This is a genomic window from Paenibacillus sp. sgz302115, assembly GCF_056120445.1.
In genome coordinates this window covers 379,056-394,637 of the sequence record NZ_JBVYOK010000003.1, presented here as the reverse complement: position 1 = coordinate 394,637, position 15,582 = coordinate 379,056, and the positions used below count along the sequence as shown (strand labels likewise).

Sequence of the window (15,582 nt, the reverse complement as noted above, 5' to 3'; positions counted from 1 at the left end):
GGTTTGCAGGGGATAAATCCCGATAGAACAGCCACTTTCCCTTAGCCGGATATTTTTTCACAACAGCAAAAACCCCGAGGGGTTATCCATCCCGCTCAGGGTTCCAAGTGTCCGCAAATAAAATTTAATCAACATTTAGTTGTAGTATGCTTTGATTTTTATGATCTCTGGAGCGGGCTTATCTTACTCTGGAGTTTCTTCGAGAATGGCCGCATTGAATTTTCGCAAAAGCTCGCCAAAAATCACACGTTCCCCGTCGCTCCACCTGCTGAGCATTTTGTCTATGAGGTCCTGCCGCGCCTGTCTGTTCTCCTGCAGCACTTCCTCGCCCACATCCGTCAATTGCAGATTATAGGCACGTCCATCAACGGGGTCAGGAATGCGCCTTACATAGCCTTTCTGTTCCAGTGCTGCCGCCTGTCTGCTGACCGTTGAAATATCCAGATGGAATTCATCTGACAAAGCCTTCACCCCGGCCGAGCCGTGGGAAGCGATTTGATGCATCAGCAGATAGGCGGAGCGGTCCAGATTGGCGATTTTTTTATAGGTGGTCATTGAAATCAGACGGCGGACCAGAATGGCCAGCTCCAGTTCTATGACATCTACTGAATTCTCCATAGCAGTGTTGTCCTTTCTTCACAAAAATGCATAGTATGATCATTGACAATACCATTTCCACTTGTATAATACAAGTATATACTTTCATTATACAAGTTATTTGCCGGAATGAAAAATTGCGGAGGGACATCTTATGAAGGCTCACGAGTTTATGATCAGACAGGTCTGCAAAGTAAAGGAAGACGATACGGTGCAGACCTTTATCGAAAAATGCATTCAGTACCGGATCAGCGGCATGCCGGTAGTCAATGATAGAAATGAAATTGTCGCGTATTTGAGCGATGGTGATATCATGCGTTATATCGGCAGACACGAGGATATTATCGTCGATTCTTTTTTTCAGATCAATGTGTTCATCGGGGATAATGACGAGTTTGAGGAACGGACCCGCAGGCTGCTGAATTTGAATGTGATGGCTATCGCCAAGAAGAAGGTTATCACCGTCTCCTGGGACGAGGATATCGAGAAAATCGCCACCATACTCGGCAAAAAGCAGATCAAAAAAGTCCCGGTGGAACGAAACCGTGTGCTTGTAGGCATTATCAGCCGCGGAGATGTGATCCGTCATACCTTCAAAACGCTGCTCTAATACTCCATACTCTTCGATTGACCAATAGGCACCCGGCTTCCTGTCAGGCTATCCCAAGCCATAGAGCTTGTACGCCCCAGCCGGGGCCACGCTTCATTCCTCCTCATTCCGCAGGCTCCCGGCCGCACAGCCCATAGAAAAAAATATGGAACAGCTCCTCCAGAAAACCATCCTTGTCCTCATGCTTCGCTACACTGTCCAGTATTTCTCCCGAGCTTTTGATATACATCTGGATCATCAGCAGCACCGCTTCCACGGAAACCTTCGGCGCAATTTCCCCTCTCTTTTTGCCTTCCTCCACCATTTGGACCATCAGCGGCACGAGCCGGTCATCATACTGCTGCTGAATATACTGATACATGGCCTGATTGTCGATCATGATCTCTTTGACTAGCGCCGGTGACAGACTGGAGTAGGTTTCCTTATCCTTGAAAATAAAGTAGGCAATCCGCTCCTTGAGCGATTTCTGCTGCCGCATCTCTTCCTCGAACTCACGAATGGAATCCTCAATAAAATCCTTAAAGGACTCGCTGATCAGCGCCTCCTTGCTGCCAAAATAATTGTAAATCGTCACCTGGGACACGTTCGCCGCCTTGGCGATATCCGCAATCCGCAGCCGCTTGACTTCCCACGTCTTCAGCAGCTCCATTGTCGTCTTCATAATTTTATCTTTGATGAGTGCCGTTCTTTTCTCGAAGCCGTTCATAACTTTCACCCTAACCTGATAATGTAATTTTTTATTTTGAAATATTCAAAGTATATTATTTCATAATTGTATTGACTTCGTGTGGTCACGGGAATATTATAACATATGAAATAATCAACCAATAATATTTCATTATTTTCGTCGGGGGTGGCGGTATGCTTAAGGTTGAGGGGTTAACCAAACGGTTTGGAAACGGGAGAGGCATAGACAATGTATCATTCACTGTAAATAAAGGCGAGGTGTTCGGGTTCCTGGGTCCAAACGGCGCGGGAAAATCAACAACCATCCGTCATATTATGGGGTTCATGCAGCCGGATCGCGGTTCAGTCACGATTGGCGGTCTGGACGTCTGGAAGGGTCAGGGAACGGTGCAGAAGCTTACCGGATATTTGCCTGGCGAGATCAACTTTATTGACGGTATGACCGGCAAGGGCTTTTTGGATTTCATGGCCTCGATGCAGGGAGTGAAGGATTCCAGCAAGCGGGAGCGGCTGATCCAGCGCCTCCAATTCGATGCCTCCACGCCAATCCGCAAAATGTCGAAGGGTATGAAGCAAAAGGTCGGAATTGTCGCAGCCTTCATGCACAGCCCCGAGGTAATTATTCTGGATGAGCCGACCTCCGGCCTTGATCCGCTGATGCAGCGGGTTTTTATTGAGCTGGTGCTGGAGGAAAAAGCCGCCGGAACGACCTTCCTGATGTCCTCGCACAGCTTTCAGGAAATCGAGCGCACCTGCGACCGGGCTGCAATTATCAAGGATGGACGCATCGTCACTGTGAAAAATATCCATGAGCTGCAATCGATGCAGCGGAAGCTGTTTGAGGTTGTTTTTGAGACTCCTGAAGCTGCCGCTCAGTTCGCCGCTTCCGGTCTGGAGGTAGCCTTCCATGAAGGGAACCGGGTGCAGATCGCAGTGCAGGGCAATTATAATGCATTCACGCATGAACTGGGCCGCTATGCTGTCCGCAGCATTGATATCTCTACACAGAATCTGGAAGACATCTTCATGAACTATTACGATCGTGAGGCGAAGGTACAATGAATTTCCCACTCTATAAGGAAATGATGCGCGTAAATATGAAGGGTATTATGAATTACGCTTGCGGCTCCGCCTTTTACATGCTGTTCATGATCTGGCTCTATCCCGGTCTGGGAGGCAGCACAAAAGCAATAGATGAGCTTGTCAAGGCAATGCCGGAAGGAGTCGGCAGGGCGTTCGGGCTGAGCAGCGGCTTTGCGAGTGCGGAGGCTTTTATTTCCGGGGAATATTACGGCATCATTCTAGTGTTGATTCTGTCCATCGTCTGCGTACAAATGTCCACGCAGCTCATAGCGAGACTGGTGGACCGCGGCTCTATGGCCTATCTGCTGGCTACCCCGACCACGCGGCGAAAGGTAGCGTTCACGCAGGCTATGGTGCTTGTGACAGCCTTATTTATAATCATGGCGGTAACTCTGCTGTCAGGATTCGCCGGAAAATACTGGTTTCTGGGCACCAAATATGAATTTGACATGAGCCGGTTCACCGAACTTAACACCGTCGCCTTTTTGCTCTTCTTCGCTATCGGCGGACTTTGTTTTCTGGTCTCCTGCATGTGCAATGACGAGAAGAGAGCGCTCGGTATCTCCGGGGCGGTTACCTTCGGCTTCTTCACCATTGATCTTCTCGGCAAAATCAGTGAAAAGCTGGACGTCCTGCAGTATTTCACCCTATTCAGCTTCTACCGCCCGGCCAATATCGTCCAGGGAACGGCGGAATTTATGCAAATCTCCCTCTGGCTGCTGCTGATCGGTCTTGCGGCCTTTGCTGCCGGCATTCAGATGTTTCGGCGGCGTGACTTGCCGCTCTAGGGAGCGGTTAAGTGATTCCATTTGGGGCTGGTCGTAGCTACGGGGAATGTTTGGACTTCCGGCCGCTGTTGTTCACAGATTTCCTGATTGGAGACCGCTCCTAGCGGTTGAAATCTGTGAACACAGCCTAATCATACGGCCAGCTTTCCTACGGAAAGCTCTCAGGCGGACGCTACCGCTCCTCCAGTTCCAAACTTCTCCTCCGCACTCCCCCTTTAGTTTAGTAGCACATCGTTAGCAGTTTCTGGCGAAGCACTAACAAATTGTATTGCTTACGAATAGACACAAAGAAAGGACAGGCACACCGCCCTGTCCTTTCTTAATAGATATGAGGATAAACGCGTGGTGAACTTACTGTTCGATCAAAGGTTACAGATCGACTCTTAAGGTGCCCAGCATCTTGGCGAATTTCGGATCGTGGTACGATAAGAAAAGACTTTCCCGCGTATCTAGGGCGGAAATTTGCTCGATATCGTCCGCGCTCAACTCAAAGTCGAAAATGTCGAAGTTTTCGACGATCCGCTCTTTGCGCACCGATTTTGGAATAGCAACGACTTCACGCTGAACAAGCCAGCGCAATACGACCTGGGCGACGGACTTGTTGTGTTTTTCCGCGATCGAAGTCAACACTTCGTTGCCGAACATGTTGCCCAGTCCTTCAGCGAACGGCGCCCACGACTGGTGCTGCACTCCCTGCTCTTTCATAAAAGCGGCGCTCTCGATCTGCTGGTAGAACGGATGCGTTTCGACCTGGTTGACGGCGGGCACGATTTCGTTATGCACGATGAGATCCATCAGACGGTCGGGCAGGAAGTTGCTGACACCGATCGCCTTGATCTTGCCTTCGCGGTACAGGTCTTCCATCGCACGCCAAGCGCCGTAGTGATCGCCGAACGGCTGGTGAATAAGGTATAGATCGAGATAGTTGAGCTGTAGCTTCTTCAAGGATTTGGCAAAGGCCAGCTTGGCACTCTCGTAGCCGGCATCCTGAACCCAGAGCTTGGTCGTGATGAACAGTTCCTCTCGTGGAATGCCGCTGCGCTTGATCGCGCGTCCGACCGCTTCCTCGTTCAGGTAACCAGCGGCGGTGTCGATCAGGCGGTAACCGGCCATCAGCGCTTCATATACCGCGTTCTCACATTCTTCAGCATCGGGAATTTGGTAGACACCGAAGCCCATGATCGGCATTTTCACACCGTTGTTCAATGTTACAGTTTGCATTGTAATTCCTCCCATTGTTCAAATCTAAAACGGCAAACGGCCGCGAATCCCGGGAATCGGGCACCACAGCGAGGATTTCGCTTACGGCCGATTTGCATTATAATAAGCCTATCGCCTTCGTGTTACACGAAGTCAAGTCATTTTCAACACTTTATTTTCCAAGGAGGATTACATGCATACGGTCAAAGAAGCCGCCCAGATAACGGGACTCACCGAGCACGCCGTGCGCTTTTACACAGATAAAGGCCTGGTGCCAAGCGTACAGCGCAATCAAAACAACATTCGGATGTTCGACGAAGAATCGATCAACTGGCTACATGGCGTCAAATGCCTCAAGCAATCCGGGATGCCGATTGATGTCATTAAAATGTACGTCGATCTCTGTCTCGAAGGGGATTCGACCATTCCGCAACGCAGCACACTCATGATGGAGCATAAAGAAGCGGCACTCGTTAAGCTCGAAGAAGCCAAACTGCACGTTGCCCACTTGGAACAAAAAACCGCCCTATATCAGGCCATTCTGGAGCACCGCTCTCCAGACACGACCAATCCCGGCAATTGGGACAAAATTCAGCATATGCATCGTGACGTATTTTACTCGCCCTCTGTTTCACCAGGAAACTTAAATCCATAACTTGCCTAAATCTGAATACCCTTTTTTAAAGTTCATCTTATATAGGTTGCGGGCCTCTCTCTTTTATGGCATTGTATTAACAGGTTTAGTCGGAATTGCCGGCTGTGCCTCATCGTTATATGTATGTTATAAGGAGAGACCCCTGTGCAGCCTATTCATGAAATTATCCCAAGCCCCAGAACCAAAGATATGTATTTGTCTATCAGAAAACAGGGTACGGTATCCAAGCAAACGCTGCTGGAGGAGAGCGGACTTACCGTCAGCACCTTGACCCGCATCCTTGATGAGCTGCTTGCCCAGGGTCTGCTGTCGGAGGTCGGCTTCGGTGAATCGACCGGAGGCCGGAGACCAACCCTGTATGAAATCAATCCTGTCTACGGCTATGTGTTCGGGCTGGAAATCTCCCGTACGCATTCCAAGCTTGCGCTTATGGATCTTCATTTATCCCTGCTGGATGAGTATACATGGACAATGGATGAGCACACCACACCTGAACGTTTGGTGGAAGCCGTTCATGCCCAGGCGCTGCGTATGCTGGAGCAGGCCGCCATTGACATCAGCCGGGTCATCGGACTCGGCATTGGGGCGGTTGGCCCCCTGGACCGCAAGGAAGGAATCATCCAACATCCGGCAGGCTTTGCCGCACCGGGCTGGTCGCAGGTGCATATCAAGGAACAGCTTGAGCAGCTTCTGGATGTTCCGGTCTGTCTGGATAACGGAGCCAACACCGCACTGCTCGGTGAATATTGGGCAGGCGGCAACCTGCGGCTGCATCAACTGCTCTACCTGCATGCCGGAATCGGCCTGCGCTCAGCCATTATGAACGAAGGACGGATTCTGTACAGCGTGATTGATACTGAAGGCGCAGCCGGGCAAATGATCATCGAGAATGCCGGCATTCCTTCACGCCATCCAGGCGGGAATGATGGAGCATGGGAATCCTATGTTTCCATCCGCACACTGGAAATGCAAGCCCGTGAGGAGTGGAAGCTCGGCAAAGCCACTTTGCTCCGCGAGCTGGCGCCTAATCCGGAGAGCATTGATTTTTCCCATCTGGTCGAAGCCTTGCAGGCCGGGGACCCTATGGTCACCGGGATTATCGGGCAAGCAGCGGTCTATTGCGGAATCGGCCTCGCCAATCTGATCAATATTCTCCACCCGGAGGAGGTTATTCTGGGCGGTCCCTTATTCTCAGCAGCCGATTATTTCTATCAGGAAGCCACACGCGTCGCTCTTGAGAAAACCTATTACCGGGAGCAGTACAGTGTCCGCTTCACCAAGGGAGCCTTAAGCGATAACGCGGTAGCCACCGGCGCGGGGGCCCTGATCCTCAATCAGCTCACAAGCTGAAGCCTGCGCACAAATATACATATCCGGGCGCAAAACAAGCCACTCCGGGAGACCAGAGTGGCTTGTTTGTGCTGAAGATTGAGCTATTTTGCAGGCAATGATCGGACAAGTCCGCTCCTGCGGTTCACACGTTCAGGATGCCGCTTTTCCCGACTACGCTCAGCCATTGCCGTGCGAGCAAGTCATGGCCGGCCGTCGTCGGATGAACGCCGTCCCACAGCCAATACGCAGCATCCGTTCTTAGTGCTGCGGCATCGAAGACGGACTGCAGAGGCACATGCACCGCGTCAAACTCTTCGGCCAGCTCACGAACCACCTGCTGATAATGGGTAATATGCTTCGACCATTCCTCCCAGGCTACCGCCGGAGCTCCCGTATTGAGAATAAACGGCTCGCACAGAACCAGCTTCGTCTGCGGCAGCACCTCACGGGTCTCTTCCAGCACATGCCGGTAGGCCCGTTCATAACGGTCGGTTACGCCGCCCGGCTCGCCATTCGTCATTTTCCAGATATCATTGACTCCGATCAGGATGCTGAGTACATCCGGCTGAAGATAGATGGCATCCTCGTTCCAACGGGCATACAAATCGGAAATCCGGTTTCCGCTGATGCCGCGGTTATAGAATACGGGCCGTTGCTCAGCCAGCTCATTGCCCAGCTTGCCCCCGATGATATAAGCATAGCCGTGCCCAAGAATATGATTGGGGTCCTCATCGCGCCCGCGGTTGCCGTCCGTGATAGAATCACCTTGAAACAGAAAAACCTTGCCGCCCTTGGTTGCTGGAATAGACATTAACAATTTCTCTCCTTTGATTATATAAGTTGAACTTAAAAAATCATAAAAAAGGCAGGAGTGCGGAGGGGAAGTTTGGAACTGGAGGAGCGAAAGCGTCCGCCTTTGTCTGCGGATTTCAACCGCGATGAGCGGTATAAATCAAGAAATCTGCAGACAACAGCGGCCGGAAGTCCAAACATTCCCCGCAGTTACGACCAGGCCCAAAATATGAAAATCTAAAGTTCAACTTATATACAATTGAATAGACCCGGCAGATTGGAAGGAATCTACTGAATACGCTTACGTATTGTTAGGGCGATATGATACTATTAACACGACTGTTTCTCATCATAACAGAAACTTTTCAGGGAGGAAATGACAAATATGAAATACAGAAGACTGGGCAATACCGGACTGAAGGTCAGTGAGATCGGCCTCGGCAGTTGGCTCACCTACGGTACGGCGGCGGAACAGAAGGCGGCGGATGCCTGTGTGACCAAAGCTTTTGAATGCGGTATCAATTTCTTCGACACAGCAAACGCCTATAACCGTGGTGAAGGTGAAAAAGCGATTGGCGCCGCGCTCCGCTCCTATCAGCGGTCGGATTATGTTCTCAGCACCAAGGTCTATTTCCCTATGGGGGAAGGCGTAAATGACCGCGGTTTGTCCCGCAAGCATATCATGGAGCAATGCGAAGCCAGCCTGCGGCGACTCGGCACCGATTATATCGACGTCTATTTCTGCCACCGCTTCGATGCGGAGACTCCGGTAGAAGAGACGCTGCGCGCGCTGGATGACCTGACCTCCCAGGGCAAAATCCTCTACTCCGCTGTCAGCGAGTGGTCTGCGGCGCAAATTTCCCATGCCGCCGGGATCAGCCGCCGGCTGAATCTGCGTCCGCTGGCTGGAAACCAGCCGATCTACAACATGTTCGAGCGTTATATCGAAGAGGAGGTGCTTGAGGTGTCCACGCGGGAAGGACTTGGACAAGTCGTCTTCTCGCCGCTTGCGCAAGGCATCCTGACCGGCAAGTACAAGCCGGGCCAGCAGCCTCCAGCCGGCACACGCGGTGCGGACGACTCGGTGAACGGCGTCATCCGCAGCTACCTGCGGGATGACGTGCTCAGCGTTGTGGCTGAGCTGGACGAAGTGGCCTCAGAGCTGGGCCTGAAGCTGTCGCAGCTCGCGCTGGCCTGGGTGCTGCGGCAGCCGGGCGTAAGCTCGGCGCTGATCGGAGCCAGCAAGCCGGAGCAGGTGGAAGAGAACGCCCGGGCCGTAGAGCACGTGCTACAGCCGGACACGCTGGAGCGGATCGAGGGCATCCTCCGGCAGGTGGCCGATTTTGCCCCGGCGAGATAATACGGCTGCCAAGTGCAACTTTCAGCACAAATACACCCTCTCCCGTGAAGATGAGGGTGTATTTGTGCTGCCCGTTATTCCCGCAAGCAGGCGGCAAAATAACTCATTATCACATACGGCACAGAAAGGATTACTCCGCCCCTACTCCATGTGTGAGAGGCTCAATAACCGACTGGGTAGAGGCTGAATCCAGTACAATAGCCGGAGCCTCCAACGCCAGCAGAAGGCTACCTGCTGCCAGCAGCAGCGCTAATTTTCTCTTCATTAATCGTCCGCACCTCGCCAATAAGAAGTTTATATTGCTCTTGATCCTCGACGGAGCTGAGATGTCTGTATTGCTCAAATAATCCTACGCATTGAATAATGCTTCTATCACTGTTTATTTTAACAGAGCACTCCAGACTTTGGAATAAGAAAGCGATACCATCCTTGTATCTCTGCGTATTTAAATGATACACCGCCAGTTCGAACAGCAGGGTCTTATATTTATCTGTGCTCACCTGGATATTCAGCTTTCCCATCCGGGTCCGCTGCTCCTTAAAGCCCAGAAACGGCTGGAAACGCTCGATAATTTCATCCACCGAAAAATGAAACCGGTTGGCTGCCTGCATAATTTTGATTAGCCCCGGAACAATCTCATTCTCCCTGGAGGCAATGAACCCTACATAATCCGCAAGCACCTCCGTTTCCCCGGACATCAGGCGATACAGATATGTATTCGCTTCAGCCCATTCCTTGAACTGGTCCTTAATCTGCCGGGCTTCCTCTGTGTCCTCCTTCACCCAGCCAGCCTCTGCATAAAGCGAGACATAATGCAGTGCCTGCTTGTAATCGCCGCGTTCATCACAGACGGCTGAGCGGAGCAAATGTGAATACAGGATGTAAAAACACAGGGGTCTCGCCGGTTCTTTGTGTGCCGCACGCCGGCTGATTTTATGATATTTGTTCTGATATTGAATGGCTGCCTTGCGCCCCAGCTCTTCCGCTATTGCATCGACTTTAGTCCAGCGCCCAAGCGAAGCATAGATATTCGCCAGATCCTTAAGCGCATTTAATTGGTCCACCTCATCCAGCCGCTCTACAAAATACTCAAAGTACATGGCCGTCCGCAGGTTGGCATCCTGATCCTTTCCCAGCGCAATCGTAAACAAGCGATACTGGCACACTGCCAGCCGCTCCGAATGCTGGTATTTCTCACTCTCCGCCACGCCCTCGTACAACAGAGCCGCTGCTTGCCGCTTGCCTTGGGCGAAGAATTCCTCTGCCGTGTCGAACAGTACCTGGGCATACGAAATATTATCCATAATATTCTGAACCACCCGGCGGATGCATTCCAGCTTGTCCAGCTCCGCACAGCGCTGCAGGAACGGTCCCAGCCGCCGCCAATCGGGGGTGGAGTGAATTACACATTCATCTATGTACAGTTCATAAAAATCCCCTTCGGCAAGGCCCATACCCGCTGTAATCCGGTCAAGCTGCTTCATCGCAATGGGACGATTTCCATTTATAATACTGCTGAGTGTACCCGAATTGACCCCGGATATCCCGGCAAACTGATTAATTGTGATACCTTCTCTTTTCAAGTACTTATCCAGCTCATCTTGAATTGTAGATGTTGCTTCCACACAAACACCGCCCTAGGAAACCATATATTTGAACTATCACCCAGATATTCCTATATCTTAGGCGCTAATATAACGCAGGTCAATATCCGTTGGCGCGTTCAAAAGTGGTTGACAGGAGAGAAAGCAGCCGTTCCGGGGCCAAATGCGGAGATCAGGTGATCAGCTTCGACTCCTCCGCCTGCTCTGCCGCGCGCCGGATGAACCGCTCAAGCGGCTTCTGCAGGGTAAGCGCCAGCACCAGGGCGGCAATACCGAAGAGAACCAAAGCAACCGCGTCACGGATGGCAACTGCCGGCAGTATGCCGCCAACCGCTTCCCTCATAAGGCTGATCGCATAGGTGAACGGCATAAACGGGTTCAGGATTTGGAAGAAGCGCCCGGTGGTGCTGACCGGAAAGGTCCCGCCGGAGCTGGAGAACTGAAGCACCATGAATACGATAGCTATGCCTTTACCTAAGCTGCCAAAGACAGAGACCAGGGTGAACACAATCGTCACAAATATGATGCTGATCAGGATGGCAAACAGCACAAACCACAGCTTGTCGGCGACATAGCATTTCAGCAGGTAGATATTGCCCAGCACCGCTACCAGAGCCTGAAGTATGCCTATGGTAAGAAAAGTCAGCAGGCGGCCAAAATAAAGCTGGTAGCGGCGGTATGCTACTCCTCCGGTATCGACTCCGGTCCGCAGCAGGGAAATGAGCAGTGTGCCGCCAACCCACAAGGAAAGCACCGCGTAAAACGGCGTCATGGCTGAGCCGTAATTGGGGATCGGATACAGCGCCTTTTCCTTCATCACTACAGGGCTTGCGAGAAAATCGCTGATCCCCTTAATATCTCCTCCCAGCAACTGGGCGATTTCCTCCAGGTTGACCTCCTTCTTGATCTCGCGGACCGTACTAGCGGCGCGGCGGACGGCATTCTCCAGGGCGGGAAGATCGTCCCTGACCAGTTCCGCCGCCCGGTTCACCCCCTTGTCCGCGAGGGGAAGCCCGGAGGTGATCAACTGCGACGCGCGGCGGAGCTTCTCCTCCGCCCCCGGCAGATCCTTCCGGGCGAATTCGGCCGCCGCGTGAATCTCTTCGCCGGCGGCGGGCAGCGCGCTCTGAATGCGCGGCAGCACCTTCGTCGCGAAATCGCTTAACGCCGCCAGCCTGCCGCTCATTCCGGCTGCCGCCGCATGGACCTCGCCCGCAGCCGCGGGCAGATTGTCACGCAGCTTGGCAAGCCCGGTCTGCCCGTTATGGATGGCGGTCCCCGCTTCATCCAGCACCGTATCCAGCGCCGCCAGCCGCTGCGGCGCCTGCTGCTGCGGCGCCTGCTGCACATCCGTGGCGGCATTCCCCGCCACGGACGTAAGCTGCTGCAGCGTGCTCTGCAGCGCTGGCAGCCCCTCCGCAGCCGAAGCTACAACCGCTCCGGCCTCATCCAGTCTGTCCGAGGCCCGGTCCAGCACCTGTTCCACCTTGCGGAAATCCGCATCCAGTCCGGACAGCAGCAGCTCCGCGCGGGTAAGCTCCGGCAGTCTGCCCTGCAGCTCCTTCAGCCTGCCCGCAGCATTGCTGATCTGCCCCCAATGCTCATCCAGCACCTCCGCTGCCCTCCCAGCCTGCTCCACTTCCGGCAGCTTGTCCGTTAGCGCGGCAATCCGTCCGGCTGAGCCAGCAATCTGCGGCCAGTCCTGCTGCAGCATCAGCACCAGCTTCCCTGCCTTTTCAATCTCCGGCAGACTGGCCTCAAGCTTAAATAGACCCTGCTCCACCTTGCGGATAACCGGCAGCTCGGTCTGGAATTTACGGTCGATGGCCCTAAGGGCCGTAAGCACCGTACTGCTTAGGGTTTCTGTGAACCGCTCGCTGATCTGTGCTGTAATGGCGGAAGCGCCTTTGGCGGTGATTTTCGGCGCAATTGCATTGATTTTTTCGTTTACGGTATAATCCATTTCCGGCTTCACCAGCCTGCCTGCGAGGACCCCCGCCATCCGCTGTGAGAACTCTGCGGGAATGATGATGCTGGCATAATAATCTCCGCGCCGCACCCCTTGCACCGCTGATTCGGCATCTGTGAACGTCCAGCCCAGCGATTTGTTGCCGCGCAAGCTCGCCAGCACCTCATTTCCGATGTTGAAGCTTTTTCCGTCCACAGCGGCTCCCTGATCCAGGCTGGCGACAGCGATTTTAATTCCTGACGTATTGCTGTACGGGTCCCACACCGCCGCAACATTCACCCAATCGTAGACGGAGGGCAGTACCGCAAGCGCGGCAACCAGCAGCATGGCTACCGGAGCTTTGAACAGGTTGACCCAATCCTTTTTATAAATCCGCCATATCGCCGCCATGTTTCCCATTCACCCCTAAGCCGTAATCTGGATAGTTTAATATGCCCCGGAGCGGTTCTTTTTCATGCCTAACTTTTCCACTTTCGAATCCAAAAATTTTTGCAACCTTATCCGCCAAATCATCGTTAATAAAGGTACAAACCCGATTTGAGAAGCGCTCAAAAGGGTAATTAGGAATATAGGCTTTTACCGGGTCATATTCAATCTTAAGGGGGAAATTATTATGTTAAAGAAAAAAATGTTTTATCTGTTTCCTGTGCTGGTCCTGCTGTTCCTCTCCCTGGTGACTTCGGCAAGCACTACGGGTACACTTGTAGATGCAAAAAGCGGCGATAAAACCCAGAACCTGACGGTTTATATACACGCACTTCAGTCCAAGGACGGTCACACCATCCTTACAGCCGACGAAATCGAATGGTACGAAGGAGCCGCCGCCGACCGGATTTTTGCCGAACGTGATCCTGAAGGAGCGGCAGAGATTGGCGGAGCACCTGACGGCTACTATATTGTGAACGACAGCGACACCCTCACCTCTTATCCAATTGCCGACAATGCTAAGGTGACAATGCAAATTTACGATCATACCGGAAACATCGGCGATCTGGACATTAACTGGAACGAAAGCATCACCCTCCAAAAGTTCATCCAGGAATTCGCCAAGACCGACATTTTCGACCTGAGCCAATCGCCCTACCACATCACAATTCAAGACGGCCAGGTAACATCCATCGTTCAGCAGTACACTCCTTAATAGGTTTTGTAAAAGACTGCATTCGTCCCTTGGGCGGGTGCAGTTTTTTAGCGCATGGTCTTGTTCCGAAAGGGTTGAAGCGCACTAGCTCTCTCTTGCTTCCAGACTGCTCCGCTCTGCTTCTTCCGCTTGTCATGAGCTGTTACCTGCACTTCATACAGTTAAAAACTCGCTTTTGGCGACAATTTTGCTTTTAATTGCACTCTGTACACTTACCTATGCCGGATATAGCTAAACTCAGCTAATTTGCGGATTATAACTGCACACATTACAACTATATCTTCAAAACAGTCATTTCAGCGCCTGATAGCTGCAGGGAATACAGTTAAAGCGGCTGCTCACTTCTTCAATCAGTGTGGGAGAAAGGAGTACGTTAGCATGTTGAACCTAAAAAAAGAGTGTTCCCCATCCTTCCCAGGATGGATGGAACACTCTTCTTAACAATTATAATGGCTATTCATTTGCCAATTGAATACAAGTCAAATCCTAGCGCCTTATTTCCAGGACAATCGCTTACGGTTTTTTAACCCTTGCCTTCAATATTTCAGGAAAAATTAACTGAGGTGGAATTTCTCCACTTCATTCCGCTGAGTGGCCTCCCCTCGAATGGTTAGCGGGAAAAACTCCACTTATTTCCTTGAAAAATCACTGAATGAATGGAAATGGAGAGAATTAAGTCTACTTTTTCCATCTAATCACCATAAAATCGGTGAAATTCGCAAATTAGGTTTCCTTTTTCCACTTCATCCAATCTCGCGGTTCATTTCGTAAGCGATTGCCCTGTCCTTACTTCCCGCTGTCCTTCACCGGCACTCCGAAATTCGGTGTGCCGTCCTCATTCCAGTGCAGGATCTGGGCGCGGGTGTGGCGGTTCGGATCGTAGAGCGGATCGCCTGTGATCTCCTTGTAGTTGCGGCAGTGGTAGATCATCACATCCTCACCATTTTCGTTGACCGTGAAGCTGTTATGCCCCGGACCGTATTGTCCGTTCTCCTCGCTGGTCTTGAATACAGGCTCAGGGTGCTTGCTCCAGGAGTCAGCATCCAGCAGATCGCTGTCTTCGTCCGCAGTCAACAGCCCCATGCAGTAGTTGTGATCGGTAGCGCTGGCTGAGTAGCTGATGAAGATTTTGCCGCTGCGGTGGAGTACAGCCGCACCTTCATTCACGCTGAAGCCGATGATCTCCCAATCATACTTAGGCGTAGCGATCATCGTCTGCCGTCCAGTCAGCGTCCATGGGTTCTCCATCTCCGAAATGTACAGGTTGGAGTTCCCCGGAATATCCGGGTCCTTCTGGGCCCATACATAATAGAGCACTCCCTTATGCTGAAACGTGGTAGCATCCAGGGCAAAAGTTTCCCAGGCCGTCTTGACCTGCCCCTTCTCTACCCAATTGCCTTCCAGCGGATTCGGCGACTCGTTCTCCAGCGCATACATGCGGTGATCGAACAGTCCTTCCTTGGTCTCCGTCGTGCGTGCGGCTGCGAAATAGATATACCATTTGCTGGAGATGTAATGGATCTCGGGAGCCCAGATATTGGCGCTCAGCGGCCCGGTTTCGTATTTGCGCCAAGCTACAACGGGTTCAGCCTCTTTAAGCCCTTCTATGGACGCGGCTCTGCGCACCTCGATCCGGTCATACTCCGGCACCGATGCCGTAAAGTAATAATAGCCATCCGTATGCTTGTATACCCAAGGGTCGGCACGCTGCTCCACAAGCGGATTGCTGTATTCTCTATTCCTGCTCATAATGGTTTCTCCTTT

At 52.1% G+C, this 15,582-nt stretch carries 15 protein-coding genes; 7 read left to right on the top strand and 8 right to left on the bottom strand.

What is annotated here, in order from left to right; genetic code table 11:
* Positions 1-183 precede the first annotated feature (183 nt).
* The gene (locus tag AC0LWN_RS09965) at positions 184-618 is read right to left on the bottom strand and encodes a MarR family winged helix-turn-helix transcriptional regulator (protein WP_474664760.1); all 435 of its coding nucleotides are present in this window, start codon (positions 616-618) and stop codon (positions 184-186) included.
* 133 nt (positions 619-751) lie between these two features.
* Here AC0LWN_RS09965 and AC0LWN_RS09960 point away from each other — a divergent pair, with 133 nt between their 5' ends.
* The gene (locus tag AC0LWN_RS09960) at positions 752-1,207 is read left to right on the top strand and encodes a CBS domain-containing protein (RefSeq protein ID WP_458964728.1); all 456 of its coding nucleotides are present in this window, start codon (positions 752-754) and stop codon (positions 1,205-1,207) included.
* 103 nt (positions 1,208-1,310) lie between these two features.
* On the opposite strand, the gene AC0LWN_RS09955 is transcribed toward AC0LWN_RS09960, so the two are convergent.
* On the bottom strand, positions 1,311-1,913 hold the full coding sequence (locus tag AC0LWN_RS09955; RefSeq protein ID WP_474664757.1) for a TetR/AcrR family transcriptional regulator: 603 nt from the start codon (positions 1,911-1,913) through the stop codon (positions 1,311-1,313).
* Positions 1,914-2,068: 155 nt separating this feature from the next.
* Here AC0LWN_RS09955 and AC0LWN_RS09950 point away from each other — a divergent pair, with 155 nt between their 5' ends.
* Both AC0LWN_RS09950 and AC0LWN_RS09945 read left to right on the top strand, forming a co-directional pair.
* The gene (locus AC0LWN_RS09950) at positions 2,069-2,956 is read left to right on the top strand and encodes an ABC transporter ATP-binding protein (protein WP_474664755.1); all 888 of its coding nucleotides are present in this window, start codon (positions 2,069-2,071) and stop codon (positions 2,954-2,956) included.
* The gene (locus AC0LWN_RS09945) at positions 2,953-3,765 is read left to right on the top strand and encodes an ABC transporter permease subunit (protein ID WP_474664753.1); all 813 of its coding nucleotides are present in this window, start codon (positions 2,953-2,955) and stop codon (positions 3,763-3,765) included. The genes AC0LWN_RS09950 and AC0LWN_RS09945 overlap by 4 nt, the downstream gene beginning before the upstream one ends.
* 369 nt (positions 3,766-4,134) lie before the next feature.
* Here the strand turns inward: AC0LWN_RS09945 and AC0LWN_RS09940 are convergent, their stop codons facing one another.
* Positions 4,135-4,986: an aldo/keto reductase gene (locus AC0LWN_RS09940; protein WP_474664751.1), complete on the bottom strand. Its 852-nt coding sequence runs from the start codon at positions 4,984-4,986 to the stop codon at positions 4,135-4,137.
* A gap of 172 nt (positions 4,987-5,158) precedes the next feature.
* Between AC0LWN_RS09940 and AC0LWN_RS09935 the strand changes: the two genes are divergently transcribed.
* Positions 5,159-5,620, top strand: coding sequence for a MerR family transcriptional regulator (locus AC0LWN_RS09935; RefSeq protein ID WP_474664749.1), 462 nt, complete (start codon positions 5,159-5,161; stop codon positions 5,618-5,620).
* A gap of 144 nt (positions 5,621-5,764) precedes the next feature.
* Entirely contained in the window at positions 5,765-6,970 is a 1,206-nt protein-coding gene (locus tag AC0LWN_RS09930) for an ROK family protein (RefSeq protein ID WP_474664747.1), read from the top strand.
* A gap of 124 nt (positions 6,971-7,094) precedes the next feature.
* On the opposite strand, the gene AC0LWN_RS09925 is transcribed toward AC0LWN_RS09930, so the two are convergent.
* Complete coding sequence (locus tag AC0LWN_RS09925) at positions 7,095-7,763, bottom strand: SGNH/GDSL hydrolase family protein (protein WP_474664745.1); 669 nt, start codon at positions 7,761-7,763, stop codon at positions 7,095-7,097.
* Positions 7,764-8,129: 366 nt separating this feature from the next.
* On the opposite strand from AC0LWN_RS09925, the gene AC0LWN_RS09920 reads away from it, so the two are divergent.
* On the top strand, positions 8,130-9,104 hold the full coding sequence (locus AC0LWN_RS09920; protein ID WP_474664743.1) for an aldo/keto reductase family protein: 975 nt from the start codon (positions 8,130-8,132) through the stop codon (positions 9,102-9,104).
* A 130-nt stretch (positions 9,105-9,234) separates the two neighbouring features.
* Here the strand turns inward: AC0LWN_RS09920 and AC0LWN_RS09915 are convergent, their stop codons facing one another.
* The 3 genes from AC0LWN_RS09915 to AC0LWN_RS09905 all read right to left on the bottom strand — a co-directional run bounded on the left by AC0LWN_RS09915 (position 9,235) and on the right by AC0LWN_RS09905 (position 13,067).
* The gene (locus tag AC0LWN_RS09915) at positions 9,235-9,369 is read right to left on the bottom strand and encodes a hypothetical protein (RefSeq protein WP_474664741.1); all 135 of its coding nucleotides are present in this window, start codon (positions 9,367-9,369) and stop codon (positions 9,235-9,237) included.
* Complete coding sequence (locus AC0LWN_RS09910; protein ID WP_474664739.1) at positions 9,332-10,729, bottom strand: helix-turn-helix domain-containing protein; 1,398 nt, start codon at positions 10,727-10,729, stop codon at positions 9,332-9,334. The genes AC0LWN_RS09915 and AC0LWN_RS09910 overlap by 38 nt, the downstream gene beginning before the upstream one ends.
* Before the next feature lie 151 nt (positions 10,730-10,880).
* Positions 10,881-13,067, bottom strand: coding sequence for a YhgE/Pip family protein (locus AC0LWN_RS09905; RefSeq protein ID WP_474664737.1), 2,187 nt, complete (start codon positions 13,065-13,067; stop codon positions 10,881-10,883).
* 223 nt (positions 13,068-13,290) lie between these two features.
* On the opposite strand from AC0LWN_RS09905, the gene AC0LWN_RS09900 reads away from it, so the two are divergent.
* Positions 13,291-13,818, top strand: coding sequence for a hypothetical protein (locus AC0LWN_RS09900; RefSeq protein WP_474664735.1), 528 nt, complete (start codon positions 13,291-13,293; stop codon positions 13,816-13,818).
* Positions 13,819-14,604: 786 nt separating this feature from the next.
* Here the strand turns inward: AC0LWN_RS09900 and AC0LWN_RS09895 are convergent.
* The gene (locus AC0LWN_RS09895) at positions 14,605-15,567 is read right to left on the bottom strand and encodes a glycoside hydrolase family 43 protein (protein WP_474664733.1); all 963 of its coding nucleotides are present in this window, start codon (positions 15,565-15,567) and stop codon (positions 14,605-14,607) included.
* Positions 15,568-15,582: the final 15 nt, after the last annotated feature.